This window comes from Streptomyces sp. NPDC048481, assembly GCF_043200075.1.
Lineage (GTDB): Bacteria > Actinomycetota > Actinomycetes > Streptomycetales > Streptomycetaceae > Streptomyces.
This window is the reverse complement of record NZ_JBICXC010000007.1, coordinates 425,963-441,631: the sequence shown is the minus strand read 5'-3', so window position 1 is coordinate 441,631 and position 15,669 is coordinate 425,963. Positions and strand designations below refer to the sequence as shown.

Below are 15,669 nucleotides of genomic sequence, written 5' to 3'. Positions count from 1 at the left end.
GTTGATAGGCCGGATGTGGAAGCCCAGTAATGGGTGAAGCTGACTGGTACTAATAGGCCGAGGGCTTGTCCTCAGTTGCTCGCGTCCACTGTGTTAGTTCTGAGGCAACGACCGTTGCCGGTTAGAGCTGGAAACAAGTAAAAAGTGTGCTTGTTCGCTCGAAACCATTAGGGTTTCGGTGGCCATAGCGTGAGGGAAACGCCCGGTTACATTTCGAACCCGGAAGCTAAGCCTCACAGCGCCGATGGTACTGCAGGGGGGACCCTGTGGGAGAGTAGGACGCCGCCGAACAATCTTTGGAAAGGACCCTTGGTCCCAGCGTTCAGCTGGGACCAAGGGTCCTTTTCGTTTTTCTGGAGCGCGCCGGGTACGTGGGTGCGCGAGAATGTTTGCTGTACCGATGACAGGAGTCACCCATGTCCACCAACTCTCCCGACGACCGACCTGAGCGCGACCAGCGGCGACGGGACAGTGGGGACCGCGGCGACCGCGCCGGCAGCCGCGGTGACCGCGGTGACCGCGGCGGCTTCCGCCGCGACGACCGCGGCGACCGTCCGGCGTTCCGTCGTGACGACGACCGGAGCGGAAACGGCCGTCGGGACGACAACCGGGGTGGCGGCGGTTACGGCCGTCGTGACGACAGTCGTGGTGGTGGCTTCGGCGGTCGCGACGACAACCGGGGTGGCGGTTATGGCCGTCGGGACGATCGTCGTGAGGGGGACCGGGGGTCCCGGCCCGGGTTCCAGCGCGATGACCGCGGCGACCGTGGGCCGCGTCGCGACGACCGTGGCGGCGACCGGCCGGGCTTCCGCCGCGACGACCGCGGTGACCGTCCCGCCTTCCGCCGGGACGACCGCCGTGACGACCGCCGTGACGACCGGGGCGAGCGCCCCGCCTTCCGCCGCGACGACCGTGGAGATCGGCCGGCGTTCCGTCGGGACGACAACCGGGGTGGCGGCGGTTACGGCCGTCGTGACGACAGTCGTGGTGGTGGCTTCGGCGGTCGCGATGACAACCGGGGTGGCGGTTATGGCCGTCGGGACGATCGTCGTGAGGGGGACCGGGGGTCCCGGCCCGGGTTCCAGCGCGATGACCGCGGCGACCGTGGGCCGCGTCGCGACGACCGTGGCGGCGACCGGCCGGGCTTCCGCCGCGACGACCGCGGTGACCGACCCGCCTTCCGCCGCGACGACCGCCGTGACGACCGCCGTGACGACCGGGGCGAGCGCCCCGCCTTCCGCCGCGACGAGCGTCGGGATGATCGCCGTGACGACCGTGGGGACCGTCCCGCGTTCCGGCGCGAGGAGCGTCGTGACGACCGGGGTGAGCGTCCCGCCTTCCGCCGCGACGAGCGTCGGGATGATCGCCGTGACGACCGTGGGGACCGTCCCGCGTTCCGGCGTGACGAGCGTCGTGACGACCGGGGTGAGCGCCCGGCGTTCCGGCGGGATGACCGGCGGGACGATCGTGGTGGGTTCCGTGGGCGGGACGACCGGGGGGCCGCTCCCCGTGGTCCCCGTCGGGACGACCGTGGTGGACGGCCCGGTGGGTTCGGCGGTCGGGACCGCGACCGTGACGGCGGCGGCTACGGCCGGCGTGACGATCGCCGGGACGACCGGCGTGGCGGCGGCGGCCGCTTCCGCGACGAGCGGGACCGGGACCGTGAGCCGATCAAGCGGCTGCCGATCCCGGAGGACGTCACCGGCGAGGAGATCGACAAGGACGTGCGGCAGGAGCTGATGAGCCTGCCCAAGACGCTCGCCGACGACGTCGCCAAGAACCTGGTGATGGTCGCCCGGCTGATCGACGAGGAGCCCGAGCGCGCCTACGCCTACTCCAAGGTGGCCCTGCGGCTCGCCTCGCGCGTCGCCGCCGTCAGGGAGGCGGGCGGGTTCGCCGCGTACGCCAACCAGAAGTACAGCGAGGCGCTCGCCGAGTTCAGGGCGGCCCGGCGGATGAGCGGATCCGTGGAGCTGTGGCCGGTCATGGCCGACTGCGAGCGTGGGCTCGGGCGGCCGGAGAAGGCCCTCGACATGGCCGGCGCTCCCGAGGTGCACAAGCTCGACAAGGCCGGGCAGGTGGAGATGCGGCTCGTCGCGGCCGGCGCCCGTCGTGACCTGGGACAGCTGGACGCGGCCATCGTGACGCTCCAGAGCCCCGAGCTGGCGGCCGGGTCCGTCCAGCCGTGGACCGCGCGGCTGCGCTACGCCTACGCCGACGCCCTGCTCGCCGCCGGGCGTGAGGACGAGGCGCGCGAGTGGTTCGCCAAGGCTGTCGAGGCGGACCGGGACGGCAGCACCGACGCCTCCGACCGGCTCGCCGAGCTGGACGGGGTGGACTTCGTGGACGCCCTGGACGAGGAAGGCGCCGACGACGCGGGCGAGGCCGTCGTGGCGGAAGCGGCGCCCGCCGAGGACGTGACGGAGGGCGCTCCCGAGGCCGGGGCGAAGACCGAGCGCGACGAGGACTGACGTCCGATGAAGGGGCGGGACCCGGTGACACCGGGCCCCGCCCCTTCGTGCGTTCGGGCTCAGACGTCCAGTGCGCGCAGGACCAGTCCCGAGGCGGGCTTGGGGCCGAACGACGTCGACTTGCGGGGCATCGTGACGCCCTGGCGGGCGAGGTCGCGGACGACCTCCTCGCGGACCGGGTGCAGCAGGACCGCCGTGCCGCCGTCGCGTTCGGCCTTCCGCACGGTCGCGGCCGTGTCGTGGATGTAGGCGATGCGGGCGGGATCGTCCTCCGGGATGCCCCAGACGTGATCGAGGAGCGTCGCGTGCAGGACCGTCGCGTCCAGGGTGCGCCAGGCCTGCGGGCGGTCGGCGGGGACCGTGCGGGCGAGGAGGTCCGGGTCCGGGCCGTCGACGAGGTGGAAGGCGCCGTCGCCGGCGAGGAGGAACGCGTTGCCCGCGCAGGCGGCGTCGGCGAGGACGTCGAGGGCTTGCGGGAGGCCGACGTCCAGGGACCGTACGCGGAAGTGCCCGTCGAGCGCCGCCAGGGCCTCGGCGACCGGCAGGCCGTGCAGGAGGCGGTGGATGGCGCGCACGCGCAACGGGTAGCGCGCCGTGTCCACCAGGAGGACGAGGCCGTGGTCCCAGGGGCCGGGCCCGGACTGCTCGGAGCGCAGCCGGAGGTAGGTCGCCCAGCGGTGGTGGCCGTCGGCGATCAGGGCCTGTCGGCGGGCGAGGTCCTGCTGGACGCGGGCCGTCTCGGCGGGGTCGGTGATCGCCCAGAGCCGGTGGCTGTAGCCGTCCTCGGTGGTGGTGGACAGCAGCGGGGGAAGGACGGCCGCGCGGTCCACGGCCTCCGCCGCCGCGCCGTCGCCCCGGTAGGTGAGCAGGAGGGGTTCCAGGTTCGCGTGGGTGGCCCGCATCAGGGCCGCGCGGTCCGCCACGATGTGCGGCATGACGTCCTCGTGGGGCAGGACGACGCCCTCCGAGGGCTCCGAGAGGCGCAGGGCGCCGATCAGCCCGCGCTGGAGCATGCCGTCCGCGTGGCGTTGCTCGTAGACGTACAGGGCGGGCTCGGGGTCGGCCGTCAGGACGCCTTCGGCGAGCCAGCGGCGCAGGGTGCCGGCGGCCTGTTCGTTGCGGGCGGCGGGGGTGGCGGCCTGAGGCAGGATCAGGCGGACGATGTTGTACGGGTCCGCGTCCTGGAGGTGATGCAGGCCGTCGGGGCGCACCACGACGTCGTACGGCGGGGAAGTGACGGCGGCGAGGCTGCCGACCCGGTCGGGGTCGTAGCGCAGGCCTCGGAACGGGGTGAGTTCCAGGCCTCGGGGCGCCGTCGCCTCGGAGGGACCTGCTGTGTTCATCCCGGCATCGTACGTGTGCCGGTGGCGTGCGGGATGATCGAGGGAAAGCGGACCGAACGAGGAGCGATGTGGAATGAGCCGGAGTGCCAGGACGAGGCCCGAGGGCAGTGGGCAGGCCCTGAGCGAGGCGTACGACACGGCTCTGCTCGACCTCGACGGGGTGGTGTACGCGGGAGGGAACGCGATCGTGCACGCCGTCGAGTCGCTCGCCTCCGCGCGGGAGGGCGGCATGCGGCTCGCGTACGTCACCAACAACGCGCTGCGCACGCCGGACACGGTGGCCGGCCATCTGTCGGAGCTGGGCATACCGGCGGTCGCCGACGACGTCATCACGTCGGCGCAGGCGGTCGCGCGGCTGATCGGCGAGCAGGTGCCGGCGGGGTCGCGGGTGCTGGTGATCGGCGGGGAGGGGTTGCGGGTCGCCCTGCGTGAGCGAGGGCTGGTGCCGGTGGAGTCGGCGGACGACGACCCGGCGGCCGTGGTGCAGGGCTTCGGCGGGCTCGACCTGCCGTGGGGGCGGTTCGCGGAGGCGTCGTACGCCGTCGCGCGCGGGGTGCCGTGGTTCGCGTCGAACACGGATCTGACGATTCCCAGCGGGCGGGGCATCGCGCCGGGCAACGGCGCGGCGGTAGAGGTCGTGCGGATCGCGACCGGCGCCGAGCCGCAGGTGGCGGGCAAGCCGCTGCCTCCCATGCACCGGGAGACGATCCTGCGCACGGGCGCGGAGCGGCCGTTGGTGGTCGGGGACCGGCTGGACACCGACATCGAGGGAGCGTTCAACGGCGAGGTGGACTCGCTGCTCGTCCTGACCGGAGTGACCGACGGGCCGCAACTGCTCGCCGCGCCGCCGCAGCACCGGCCGACGTACGTCGACGCCGACCTGCGCGGGCTGCTCACCGGGCAGCCGGAGGTGGCCGTGGCGGAGGACGGGTTCCGGTGCGGCGGCTGGACGGCCACCGCCGGGTCGGAGCGGCTGGAGCTGGCCGGCGCGGGCGAAGCGCTGGACGGGCTGCGGGCGTTGTGCGCGGCGGCCTGGACGGCGGCCGGGGACGGAACCTGCGAGCTGGACGGGGGGAAGGCGCTGGCCCGGCTCGGCCTGTGAGGAGTGAGCGCCGGCTCAGGGCGTGCGGGGCGGGGGTGAAGGGCGCGTGCCGGGCCGGAGGACGCGGGCGGGCCCGGGACCTGGCATCGTTGCGAGGGTAGGCTAACCTAACTGCGTGTTGGTCGACAGTGTTCCCGTACCGCGCGCGGAGACCGCGCCCGCGCCCCCGGACCGCCGGGCGGTCCGCTCCTTCGGGCTCCTCGCCGCCGTGGCGGTGCTGCTGCTGGTGGCAGTGGCGAGCATCGCCGTCGGGGCCAAGGAGTTGACGGTCGCGCAGGTCTGGCACGGGCTGTTCCACGACTCCGGGACCTACGCCGACGTCGTCGTCGACGAGCGGCTCTCACGGACCGTGCTCGGGCTGCTCGTCGGGGCGGCGCTCGGCCTGTCGGGAGCCGTCCTCCAGGCGCTGACGCGCAACCCGCTGGCGGACCCCGGGCTGCTCGGGCTCAACGCGGGCGCGTCGGCCGCCGTGGTCACCGCCATCTCCTTCTTCGGCGTCACCAGCCTGAGCGGCTATGTGTGGTTCGCGTTCTGCGGGGCGGCCGCGGTCGGGGCGCTGGTCTGGTTCCTGGGCGGCAGCCGGGGGGCCACCCCGGTGCGGCTCGCGCTCGCCGGCACCGCCGTCAGCGCCGCGCTCTACGGCTATCTCCAGGCCGTCATGATCCTGGACGGCGCCGCGCTCGCCCGGATGCGGTTCTGGACCGTCGGCTCGCTGTCCTCGGCGACCGACGACACGATCCGGCAGGTGCTGCCCTTCCTCGTGGCCGGCACGCTCCTGGCGTTCGCCCTCGCCCGGCCGCTGAACGCCGTGGCGATGGGCGACGACACCGCCCGGGCGCTCGGCGCGAACCTGAACCGCACCCGGGCGCTGTCGATGCTCGCGGCGACCGTGCTGTGCGGCGCGGCGACCGCGGCCTGCGGACCGATCGTGTTCGTCGGGCTGATGGTCCCGCACGTGGTCCGCTCGTTCACCGGGCCCGACCTGCGCTGGATCATGCCGTACGCGGCGGTCCTGGCGCCGGTGCTGCTGCTCGGCTCCGACGTCGTCGGGCGGGTGGTGGCCCGGCCGTCGGAGGTCCAGGTCGGCATCATCACCGCGATCATCGGCGGCCCGGTCTTCATCTTTCTCGTACGACGGCGGAGGACGGCCCAGCTGTGAAGAGCGCGCAGAAGACCCCCCGCGGCCCCCGTGCGCTGCGCACCCGGGGCGGGCTGTCCGTCCGGCTGGACCCGCGGGCGCTGGCCGTCGTCGTGCTGCTGGCCCTCGCCGCGCTCGCCGCGGGCGTGGTGCTGATCGGCACCGGCGACTTCCCGATCCCGGCGGCCGACGTCGTGCGCACGCTGTTCGGCCACGGGGACGCCGGACAGGAGTTCGTGGTCAACGAACTGCGGCTGCCGCGGGTGCTCGTGGGGCTGCTCGTGGGGGCGTCGCTGGGTCTGGGCGGGGCGCTGTTCCAGGCCGTGTCGCGCAACCCGCTGGGCAGCCCGGACGTGCTGGGGCTCGGGCAGGGGGCGACGGCCGGCGCGCTCGTGATGATCGTGCTGTTCTCCGGGAGCGCCGCCCAGGTGACCGTGGGCGCGCTCGTCGGCGGGCTGGTGACCGGAGCCCTGATCTATCTGCTGGCGTGGAAGCGGGGCGTCCACGGGTACCGGCTGGTGCTCGTCGGCATCGGCGTCTCGGCCGTCGCGACGGCCGTCAACGGCTACCTCCTCACCAAGGCCGACTTCGTCGACGCGGCCCGCGCCGTGGTGTGGATGACCGGGACGCTCGACGGCCGGGACTGGAAGCAGGTCTGGCCGCTGCTCGCGCTGGCCGGTGTGCTGGTGCCGGTCGTCCTCGGCCACGCGCGGGGGCTGCGCATGATGGAAATGGGCGACGACGTCTCCCAGGCGCTGGGCGTGCGCGTGGAGCGTGTGCGGCTGGTGCTCATGGTGTCCGCCGTGCTGCTGACGGCCGCCGCCACCGCCGCCGCCGGGCCGGTCAGCTTCGTGGCGCTCACCGCGCCGCAGCTCGCCCGGCGGCTGACCCGCTCGCCCGGACCGAACCTCGTGGCGTCCCTGTGCATGGGCGCCGCCCTTCTGGTGACCGCCGACTGGGCCTCGCAACGGCTCTTCGGGGACGGGCAGCTGCCCGTGGGCGTGGTCACCGGCGTGCTGGGCGGCGTCTATCTGCTGTGGCTCCTCGTCACCGAGCGCAGGGCTGGCCGCATATGACCGGCGCGCGCAACCGCCCCGAGCCACGGCCCGCACGCCCCGGCCCGGGTCCTGGCCGCCCGGCCGACCGCGACAACCCAGGGAGCATCGTGAACCGCCTGTCCGCCGAGGACGTCACCCTCGCCTACGACCAGAGGGTCATCGCCGAACAGCTGTCGGTGGAGATACCGGACAACTCCTTCACCGTGATCGTCGGCCCGAACGCCTGCGGGAAGTCGACGCTGCTGCGCGCGCTGTCGCGGATGCTGAAGCCGAACCGGGGCCGGGTGCTGCTGGACGGGCAGGTCATCCAGTCGATGCCCGCGAAGAAGGTGGCGCGCACGCTGGGGCTGCTGCCGCAGTCGTCCGTCGCCCCCGACGGGATCACCGTCGCCGACCTGGTGGGCCGCGGCCGCTACCCGCACCAGGGCGTCCTGCGGCAGTGGTCGGCCGAGGACGAGCGGGTGGTGCGGGAGTCCATGGCGCGGACCGGGGTCGCCGAACTCGCCGACCGCTACGTCGACGAGCTGTCCGGCGGCCAGCGCCAGCGCGTGTGGATCGCGATGGCGCTCGCCCAGCAGACCCCGCTGCTGCTGCTCGACGAGCCGACCACGTTCCTCGACATCCAGCACCAGATCGACGTCCTCGACCTGTGCGCCGAACTCCACGAGGAACAGGGGCGCACGCTCGTCGCGGTGCTGCACGACCTCAACCACGCGGCCCGCTACGCGACCCATCTGATCGCCCTGAGGGGCGGCCGGGTCATCGCCGAGGGCGCGCCGGGCGAGATCGTCACCGCCGCCCTGGTCGAGGAGGTCTTCGGGCTGCGCTGCCAGGTCATCGACGACCCGGAGACGGGGACGCCGCTGGTCGTGCCGGCGGCGCGCAGGGCGCGGACGGGCGCCGGGAGGCTCGCGGCTACAGAAGCTTCCTGAGCTGGAACAGGTCCTTCAGGCCGGCCTCCAGCTTCACCCGGCCCGAGCCCCAGGCCTTGGCGAAGTTCAGCTCGCCGTCGACCATCGCCACCAGGTCGTCGCCGGTCATGGTCAGTCTGATCTGCGCCTTCTCCACCGGAGGGCCCTGGAGGGTGTCCTGCACCACGATCCGGCCGCCCGTCATACGGCCGACGAAGGTGACGTCCAGGTCGGTGATCCGACAGCTCACCGAGCGGTCCAGGGCCGTGGCCGTGCGGACGTCCCCCTGGGCGCTCTGCATGGAGTCGGAGAGCTTCTCGAGTGCGGCGCGGCACTCCTCGATCGTGGCCATCGCGCACGACGGTACCCCAGGCGTTCGCGGTAGCGTCTGGGCATGAGCGACACAGTGCCGGAGACCGGACCGCGCGCGGCGCAGGCGCCGACGGCGGCCGTGCCCGAGGAGCGCGGGCGGGCGGCCGGCCCGGAGCGGGAGCAGACGGCCGGTCCGCACCCGGAGCAGGGGGCGGGCCCGGAGCAGGCGGCCGAGCGGGACCCCGCCGCTCCCGCGCCGCTGGCCGTCCCCCGGGTCCCCACCGGGCACGCCGACGTGGACGCGTGGCTGGAGCGGCTGGCCGACGCCGACCACCTCGCCACCGACGGACACGTCGAGGTGTACGAGGATGTACACCGGGGGCTGCGCGACGCGCTCACCGCGCTCGACGCCCGCCCCGGATCCCCGGCGCCCGCACCGTCGCACGACCGTCGGACGCCTTCACCCTCGCATGGCAGTAGGAGCTGAACCGAACGTGGCAGGAGTCGCACGTCGCCGTCTGGACGCGGAGCTGGTCCGCCGCAAGCTCGCGCGCTCGCGTGAGCACGCCGGGCAGCTGATCGCCGCCGGCCGGGTCAGCGTCGGCAGGACCGTCGCGACGAAGCCGGCCACCCAGGTCGAGACCGCGGCCGCGATCGTCGTCGCCGCCGACGCCGACGACCCGGACTACGTCTCCCGCGGCGGGCACAAGCTCGCCGGGGCGCTGGAGGCGTTCGTGCCCCAGGGGCTCGCGGTGCGCGGGCGGCGGGCGCTCGACGCCGGCGCCTCCACCGGAGGGTTCACGGACGTGCTGCTGCGCGCGGGCGCCGCCCACGTCGTCGCCGTCGACGTGGGATACGGCCAACTCGCCTGGTCCCTGCAGAGCGATGAACGCGTCACCGTCAAGGACCGTACGAACGTACGCGAGTTGACGCTTGAAGCGATCGATGGGGAGCCTGTGGATCTTGTCGTGGGGGACTTGTCCTTCATCCCGCTCGGGCTGGTGCTGCCGGCCCTGGCACGGTGCGCCGCACCGGACGCGGACCTGGTGATGATGGTCAAGCCGCAGTTCGAGGTGGGGAAGGAGCGGCTCGGCAGCGGGGGTGTCGTGCGCAGCACGCAGCTGCGGGCCGAAGCCGTCCGAGGGGTGGCCGCGAAGGCGTGGGATCTGGGACTGGGCGTGCGGGGGGTCACCGCCAGTCCGCTGCCCGGGCCGTCGGGCAATGTCGAGTACTTCCTGTGGCTCCGGGCAGGGGCGCCCGCCCTGGACCCGGCCGACGTCGACCGTGCAGTTGCGGAGGGGCCGCGTTGAGTCAGAACCGAGCTCGTACTGTTTTCCTGCTCGCGCACACCGGACGGCCGGCGGCCATCCGCAGCGCCGAGCTGGTGGTCAAGGGCCTGCTGCGCGAGGGCATCGGGGTGCGCGTCCTGGAGTACGAGGCCTCCGACCTGCATGTACCGGACGACGTGGAGCTGGTCGCCGAGGCCACCCCGCAGTGCCTGGAGGGGTGCGAGCTGCTCATCGTCCTCGGCGGTGACGGCACGCTGCTGCGCGGCGCGGAGTTCGCACGTGCGTCCGGGGTGCCGATGCTGGGCGTCAACCTCGGCAGTGTCGGCTTCCTGGCCGAGGCCGAACGCGACGACCTCGACAAGGTTGTCGACCGGGTGGTGACGAGGGCGTACGAGGTCGAGGAGCGCATGACCGTCGACGTCGTCGTGCACCGCAACGGGGACATCGTGCACACCGACTGGGCGCTGAACGAGGCGGCGGTGCAGAAGGCCGGCGCCGAGAAGCTCCTCGAGGTGGTGCTGGAGATCGACGGGCGGCCCGTCACCGGGTTCGGGTGCGACGGCATCGTCCTGTCGACGCCCACCGGCTCCACCGCCTACGCGTTCTCGGCCGGCGGGCCCGTGGTGTGGCCCGAGGTCGAGGCGCTGCTGATGGTGCCGATCAGCGCGCACGCGCTGTTCGCCAAGCCGCTCGTGACCTCGCCGAACTCGGTCCTCGCGGTCGAGCTGCTGCCGCACATCCCGCCGGGCGTCCTGTGGTGCGACGGGCGGCGGACCTTCGAGCTGCCTCCGGGCGCCCGGGTCGAGGTGCGGCGCGGCGCGGTGCCGGTGCGGCTCGCCCGGCTGCACCACGCCTCCTTCACCGACCGTCTGGTGGCGAAGTTCGCCCTGCCCGTCGCGGGATGGCGCGGGGCGCGGAACTAGGAAGGGACCCGCGCCCGCCGGGCTGGTCCGACGGCGGGCGGCGGGGCTCCGCGGGGGCCGGGGAGACGTGTCCACCCGCCCGGGTGACAGGGTGCCTCGCACTTTCCCTCCCCGACCTCGTAAGGTCGTCTCCGTGTTGGAGGAGATGCGGATACGGTCGCTCGGAGTCATCGACGACGCTGTCGTCGAGCTGTCGCCAGGCTTCACCGCCGTCACCGGTGAGACGGGCGCGGGCAAGACTATGGTGGTCACCAGCCTCGGACTGCTGCTGGGCGGACGCGCCGATCCCGCGCTGGTGCGGATCGGTGCGGAGAAGGCGGTCGTGGAGGGGCGGATCACGGTGCCCCCGGGCGCCGCGGCGGCCCTGCGGGCCGAGGAGGCGGGCGCCGAGCTCGACGACGGGGCGTTGCTCATCAGCCGGACCGTTTCCGCCGAGGGGCGGTCGCGGGCGCACGTGGGCGGGCGGAGCGTGCCCATGGGCGTGCTCGCCGAACTCGCCGACGAGCTGGTGGCCGTGCACGGGCAGACCGACCAGCAGGGGCTGCTCAAGCTGTCCCGGCAGCGGCAGGCGCTCGACCGGTACGCGGGAGACGCGGTGACGGTCCCGCTCGCCAAGTACACCGAGGCCTACCGGCGGCTGCGGGCGGTGACCGTCGAGCTGGACGAGATCGTCACCCGCGCGCGTGAGCGGGCGCAGGAGGCCGACCTGCTGCGCTTCGGACTCGACGAGATCGCTGGCGTCGAACCGCGCGCCGGGGAGGACGTCGAGCTGGCCGAGGAGGCCGAGCGGCTCGGACACGCGGAGGCCCTGTCGTCCGCCGCCACGGCCGCGCACGCCGCGCTGGCCGGGAACCCCGAGGATCCCGAGGGCATCGACGCCGCCACCCTCGTGGCGGGCGCGCAGCGGGCCCTGGAGGCCGTCCGGGCGCACGACCCGGCGCTGGCCGCGCTCACCGACCGGATCGGGGAGATCGGGATCCTGCTCGGCGACGTCGCGGGCGAGCTGGCCGGATACGCCGACGACCTGGACGCCGATCCGCTGCGGCTGGCGGCCGTCGAGGAGCGGCGGGCCGCGCTCACCGCCCTCACCCGCAAGTACGGGCCGGATGTGAACTCCGTGCTCGCCTGGGCCGAGCAGGGAGCCGCCCGGCTGACCGAGCTGGACGGCGACGACGGGCGCATCGAGGAGCTGACCGCCGAGCGGGACGCGCTGCGGGCCGAACTGGGCGAGCTGGCGCAGGCGCTGACCGACGCGCGCACCGACGCCGCCGGACGGTTCGCCGCGGCCGTGACCGCCGAGCTGGCCTCGCTGGCCATGCCGCACGCGCGCGTGTCGTTCGACATCCGGCAGACCGAGGATCCGCAGGGCGTCGAGGTCGGCGGCCGTCGGGTCGCCTACGGGCCGGCCGGCGTGGACGAGGTGGAGCTGCTGCTCGCCCCGCATCCGGGCGCCCCGGCGCGGCCCGTCGCCAAGGGCGCGTCGGGCGGTGAGCTGTCACGCGTGATGCTCGCCGTCGAGGTCGTGTTCGCCGGTACGGACCCGGTGCCGACGTATCTCTTCGACGAGGTCGACGCGGGCGTGGGCGGCAAGGCGGCTGTCGAGATCGGGCGCCGGCTGGCGCGGCTCGCCAGGACCGCTCAGGTGGTGGTCGTCACGCACCTGCCGCAGGTCGCCGCCTTCGCCGACCGGCAGCTGCTGGTCGAGAAGACCGACGACGGCTCGGTCACCCGGTCCGGGGTGAAGGTCCTGGAGGGCGAGGAGCGCATCCGCGAACTGTCGCGCATGCTCGCCGGCCAGGAGGACTCCGAGACGGCGCGGGCCCATGCGGAGGAACTTCTCGCCACGGCCCGCGCGGACGGCTGACGGCCTCAGCGGCCCGGTCGGCCGGCGGCGGGTCCGTCGTCACGGCGACGGCCGCCCGGAGCCGGCCGGGGCCGCTCCTGACGCGGCGGCACGCACGGCGGAGGGAGGCGGTCCGGCGTGGGCCGGTGGTCCGCGGACCGGCCGGTCGAACAGAGAATCGGGAGGCTTCACCCGTGGGGGTGAAGCCCGAGGGGTCGCGACCCGTCACGCGGAGGGCGCAGGGCCCGGAACACCCGTACGTCCTGGCATTCTTGGGCGGAAGACGTGGAGGAACCTCAGCGGTCCACCCCTCCGCCCGGTCCCTCTGTACGTTTCTTCGTGACCGTCCGACGCCGAACCAGGAGCCCCGGCCACGTGAGCAGCCACTCACCGCACGGCCAGTCGCCGCTGCGCACCGTGCAGGTGCTGGGCGGCGGCAACGCCGGCAGCAGCGCACACGTGCGCTCCCTGACCGCGGGGCTCGTCGCGCGGGGCGTGCGGGTGACGGTGTGCGCCCCCACCGACGCCGATGACACCTACGACTTCACGGGCGCTGGTGCCGAACACGTGCACGTGCCGCGCAGCAGCGACCCGGGCTCCGTGACGGCGCTCCGCGCGGCCTGCACGGACGCCGACCTCGTCCACGCCCACGGCCTGCACGCCTCCTTCAGGGCCGTCCTCGCGCTCAGCGGCCGCAGCACCCCGCTCGTCGTCACCTGGCACAACCGCGCGCACGCCGAGGGCGCCCGCGCACATCTGCTGCGACTGCTGGAACGACGTGTCGCGCGGACGGCCGCGGTGGTCCTGGGCACCACCTCCGACCTCGTCGACCGGGCGCGCCGCACCGGCGCGCGGGACGCGCGGCTGGCCGCGGTGGCGCTGCCCCGGCCTCCGCGGGGGGAGGGACCGCACGACGATTGCGAACTGCCGCTGCCCAAGCTGCGCGCCGAACTCGGCGCGATCGGCCGCCCCTTGCTCGTCGCCGTCGGCTCGCTGGACCGGCACCGGGGCTACGACCTCCTGCTCGACGCCTCGCACGCGTGGCGCGACCTGGATCCGGCGCCCCTGGTCGTGATCGCCGGGGAGGGGCCGTACCGCGCGGAGCTTCAGCGCCGCATCGAGGCGGATGCGCTCCCGGTCCGGCTCGCCGGCCTGCGCGACGACGTCGGCGAACTCCTGGCCGCCGCCGACCTCGCGCTGCTGCCCGGCGGCGGTGAGTCGCGGTCCGTGCTGGCACAGGAGGCGCTGCACGCGCGGGTGCCGCTCGTCGCGGCTCGGGCGGCCGGCGTCCGCGAACTCGTCGGGGACGCGGCCGAGCTGGTGCCGTCCGGCGACGCGCGGGCCTTCGGCGCCGCCGTCGTGCGGCTGCTCGGCGACCCCGCGCGGGCCGGGCGGCTGCGCGAGGCGGGCGCCCGGCAGGCGGCCACCTGGCCCACCGAGGACGAGACCGTCGCCCAGGTGCTCAGCGTCTACGACGAGCTGACGCAGCCCCGTCCCATGATCTGACGCCGGCCGCGCGGGAGGCGGCCCGCGCCGCTCTCCCCGACGCCCTCGGCGGCACGGCGCGTGGCATCACGGCACGTGGCGTCACGGCACGTGGCGTCGCGCGCGCAGCGCCAGGCTCAGCGCGAGGACCGTCTGGGGGTCGTCGAGGTCGGTGCCGAGCAGTTCGCCGATGCGGGCGAGGCGGTTGTAGAGGGTCTGCCGGTTCAGATGCAGCTCGCGGGCCGTCTCCGCCTTGCGGCCCGCGTGCGCCAGATAGGTCTCCAGGGTCGGCAGCAACGGCGGCTTGGAGCGCAGGTCGTGATCGCGGACCGGCCCGATCGCACGGTCCACGAACGCCGCCAGGTCCCGGTGGTCGCGCAGCCGCCACAGCAGCAGATCGATGTCCAGGCGGCGGGCGTCGTACCAGGGGCGGTCGGGGAGGCCGTGCGCGGCCGTCGCCGTCTCCGCGGCGTGCCGCAGGCCCGCCGAGGCGGCCGCCCAGCCGCCGGCCACGCCCACGACCACCACCGCGGGCGCGGCGCCGGGCCGCTGCATCCCGGCTCGCTCCACCCCGGCCCGCAGGGCCGCCGCGACCCGGTCGGCCACGGCGGGCCGCTCGGACTCCGAGCGCAGGCCGAGCAGCACCGGCACCCGGCCCTCCACCGGGCGCACCCCCAGCAGCACCGGCACGCCCAGCGACGTCAGCTCCTCGGCGACCGCCCGCGCCAGCACGGCCCAGCCGCCGCCGGGGGAGGGGCCCTCGCCCAGCCGCATGACGACCGGCAGCAGCGGCCCGGCGGCGGGCCTGAAGCCCAGCACCCGGGCCTGCGCCGGGGCGTCCTCCGCGGCGATCCGCCCCTCGGCGAGGTCGGTCAGGAAGTCGCCCCGGCCGCGCGCGGCCAGCTCGTCCTCCTGGCGGGCCTGCATCAGCACCACGGCCAGCACGCCCGCCGCGCGTTCGGCCGCGATCCGGTGCACGGGAGCCAGCGGGCCGCGCACGGGCAGCTGCACCAGCCGGGCGCGCACCGCACCCGCCCCCGGCCCGCCCCCGGGCACGTCCACCAGGACCGAACCGGCGGGGGGCGGCGCGTCCTTGTGCGGGCCGCGCAGCCCCTCCCACACCTGGAGCGGATCCGCGCCCTGCGGGCCCTCCCCGGCCGCGTACAGCAGCCGTCCGTCGGTCGTCTCCAGGAACACCGGGTTGTCGCCGAAGCCGGCCAGGATCCCCAGCACCTGCGGGATGCCGCCGCCGCCGAGCAGGGCGTTCGTGCAGCGCCGGTGCACCTCCTCGGCCTGCTGGAGAAGGGCGTAGTGCCCGTTGACGATCTCGGTGTGGACCTCCTCCGTGACCGTCACGAACGCCACCTCGCGGTGCAGTTGGACGAGCGGGAGCCCCGTGCCGCGGGCCGTCTCGACCAGGGCGGAGGGCAGCCGCTCGAAGCGCGGCCCCAGCTCGATCACCAGGGCCGCGATGCCCCGCTCGGCCAGGGTGCGCACGAACGCCCGCTGCTCGGCGGGGCGGCTGCCCAGGCCGTAACCCGTGGTCAGCAGCAGTTCGCCGCCCTTGAGCAGCGAGGCGATGTGCGGGACCTCGCCGGCGTGCACCCAGCGCACCGTGCGCTCCAGCCGCTCGCCGCCCGCGAGGACCTCGGGCAGTCCGCTGCGCAGGCCGGGCAGCTCCAGCGCGCGCCGCACGGTGATGCCGGCGCTGCGGCTGGCGAATCGGTGGTCCGGGGGGCTGTTCGTGGGTCGGTCCGCGGGGCTGTCCATGCAGCGGACGCTACCTGCGCGGAC

General features: G+C 74.6%; 13 protein-coding genes and 1 rRNA gene. 11 read left to right on the top strand and 3 right to left on the bottom strand.

Annotation, left to right across the window (positions count from 1 at the left end; genetic code table 11):
* Nucleotides 1–174 precede the first annotated feature (174 nt).
* Nucleotides 175–291 (top strand): 5S ribosomal RNA (rrf, locus tag ACGFSH_RS23425).
* A 1,388-nt stretch (nt 292–1,679) separates the two neighbouring features.
* Nucleotides 1,680–2,471, top strand: coding sequence for a tetratricopeptide repeat protein (locus tag ACGFSH_RS23420; RefSeq protein WP_393351656.1), 792 nt, complete (start codon nt 1,680–1,682; stop codon nt 2,469–2,471).
* A 59-nt stretch (nt 2,472–2,530) separates the two neighbouring features.
* Here ACGFSH_RS23420 and ACGFSH_RS23415 read toward each other — a convergent pair whose 3' ends face one another.
* Nucleotides 2,531–3,814 carry a DUF1015 domain-containing protein gene (locus ACGFSH_RS23415; protein ID WP_393351611.1) on the bottom strand — a complete coding sequence of 428 codons (1,284 nt, stop codon included), beginning with the start codon at nt 3,812–3,814 and terminating at the stop codon, nt 2,531–2,533.
* A gap of 73 nt (nt 3,815–3,887) precedes the next feature.
* On the opposite strand from ACGFSH_RS23415, the gene ACGFSH_RS23410 reads away from it, so the two are divergent.
* The 4 genes from ACGFSH_RS23410 (at nt 3,888) to ACGFSH_RS23395 (ending at nt 8,044) form a co-directional block, all read left to right on the top strand.
* A complete protein-coding gene (locus ACGFSH_RS23410; protein ID WP_393351609.1) occupies nt 3,888–4,916 on the top strand; it encodes an HAD hydrolase-like protein in 1,029 nt (342 codons plus the stop codon).
* 115 nt (nt 4,917–5,031) lie between these two features.
* Entirely contained in the window at nt 5,032–6,075 is a 1,044-nt protein-coding gene (locus ACGFSH_RS23405; RefSeq protein WP_393351606.1) for a FecCD family ABC transporter permease, read from the top strand.
* Nucleotides 6,072–7,130: a FecCD family ABC transporter permease gene (locus tag ACGFSH_RS23400; protein ID WP_393351603.1), complete on the top strand. Its 1,059-nt coding sequence runs from the start codon at nt 6,072–6,074 to the stop codon at nt 7,128–7,130. The genes ACGFSH_RS23405 and ACGFSH_RS23400 overlap by 4 nt, the downstream gene beginning before the upstream one ends.
* A gap of 89 nt (nt 7,131–7,219) precedes the next feature.
* Nucleotides 7,220–8,044, top strand: coding sequence for an ABC transporter ATP-binding protein (locus tag ACGFSH_RS23395; protein ID WP_393351600.1), 825 nt, complete (start codon nt 7,220–7,222; stop codon nt 8,042–8,044).
* On the opposite strand, the gene ACGFSH_RS23390 is transcribed toward ACGFSH_RS23395, so the two are convergent.
* Nucleotides 8,028–8,375, bottom strand: a complete 348-nt coding sequence (locus ACGFSH_RS23390) for an SCP2 sterol-binding domain-containing protein (protein ID WP_393351598.1) — start codon at nt 8,373–8,375, stop codon at nt 8,028–8,030. The genes ACGFSH_RS23395 and ACGFSH_RS23390 overlap by 17 nt on opposite strands.
* 42 nt (nt 8,376–8,417) lie before the next feature.
* Here ACGFSH_RS23390 and ACGFSH_RS23385 point away from each other — a divergent pair, with 42 nt between their 5' ends.
* The 5 genes from ACGFSH_RS23385 (at nt 8,418) to ACGFSH_RS23365 (ending at nt 13,896) form a co-directional block, all read left to right on the top strand.
* Nucleotides 8,418–8,822 (top strand): hypothetical protein, encoded by a 405-nt coding sequence (locus tag ACGFSH_RS23385; RefSeq protein WP_393351595.1) that lies wholly within the window; start codon nt 8,418–8,420, stop codon nt 8,820–8,822.
* Nucleotides 8,823–8,829: 7 nt separating this feature from the next.
* The gene (locus tag ACGFSH_RS23380) at nt 8,830–9,645 is read left to right on the top strand and encodes a TlyA family RNA methyltransferase (RefSeq protein ID WP_393351592.1); all 816 of its coding nucleotides are present in this window, start codon (nt 8,830–8,832) and stop codon (nt 9,643–9,645) included.
* Entirely contained in the window at nt 9,642–10,547 is a 906-nt protein-coding gene (locus ACGFSH_RS23375; RefSeq protein ID WP_069773189.1) for an NAD kinase, read from the top strand. Before ACGFSH_RS23380 ends, ACGFSH_RS23375 begins: the two co-directional genes overlap by 4 nt.
* 145 nt (nt 10,548–10,692) lie before the next feature.
* Nucleotides 10,693–12,411 carry a DNA repair protein RecN gene (recN, locus tag ACGFSH_RS23370; RefSeq protein WP_393351654.1) on the top strand — a complete coding sequence of 573 codons (1,719 nt, stop codon included), beginning with the start codon at nt 10,693–10,695 and terminating at the stop codon, nt 12,409–12,411.
* 354 nt (nt 12,412–12,765) lie between these two features.
* Complete coding sequence (locus ACGFSH_RS23365; protein ID WP_393351589.1) at nt 12,766–13,896, top strand: glycosyltransferase family 4 protein; 1,131 nt, start codon at nt 12,766–12,768, stop codon at nt 13,894–13,896.
* An 81-nt stretch (nt 13,897–13,977) separates the two neighbouring features.
* Here the strand turns inward: ACGFSH_RS23365 and ACGFSH_RS23360 are convergent, their stop codons facing one another.
* Nucleotides 13,978–15,645, bottom strand: a complete 1,668-nt coding sequence (locus ACGFSH_RS23360; RefSeq protein ID WP_393351587.1) for a PucR family transcriptional regulator — start codon at nt 15,643–15,645, stop codon at nt 13,978–13,980.
* Nucleotides 15,646–15,669: the final 24 nt, after the last annotated feature.

Bases quoted from the DNA above. Each gene is read 5' to 3' on its own strand.
- ACGFSH_RS23410 (WP_393351609.1), top strand. From the start codon at position 3,888: ATGAGCCGGAGTGCCAGGACGAGGCCCGAGGGCAGTGGGCAGGCCCTG.
- recN (WP_393351654.1), top strand. From the start codon at position 10,693: ATGCGGATACGGTCGCTCGGAGTCATCGACGACGCTGTCGTCGAGCTG.
- ACGFSH_RS23415 (WP_393351611.1), bottom strand. From the start codon at position 3,814: ATGAACACAGCAGGTCCCTCCGAGGCGACGGCGCCCCGAGGCCTGGAA.
- ACGFSH_RS23385 (WP_393351595.1), top strand. From the start codon at position 8,418: ATGAGCGACACAGTGCCGGAGACCGGACCGCGCGCGGCGCAGGCGCCG.
- ACGFSH_RS23360 (WP_393351587.1), bottom strand. From the start codon at position 15,645: ATGGACAGCCCCGCGGACCGACCCACGAACAGCCCCCCGGACCACCGA.
- ACGFSH_RS23390 (WP_393351598.1), bottom strand. From the start codon at position 8,375: ATGGCCACGATCGAGGAGTGCCGCGCCGCACTCGAGAAGCTCTCCGAC.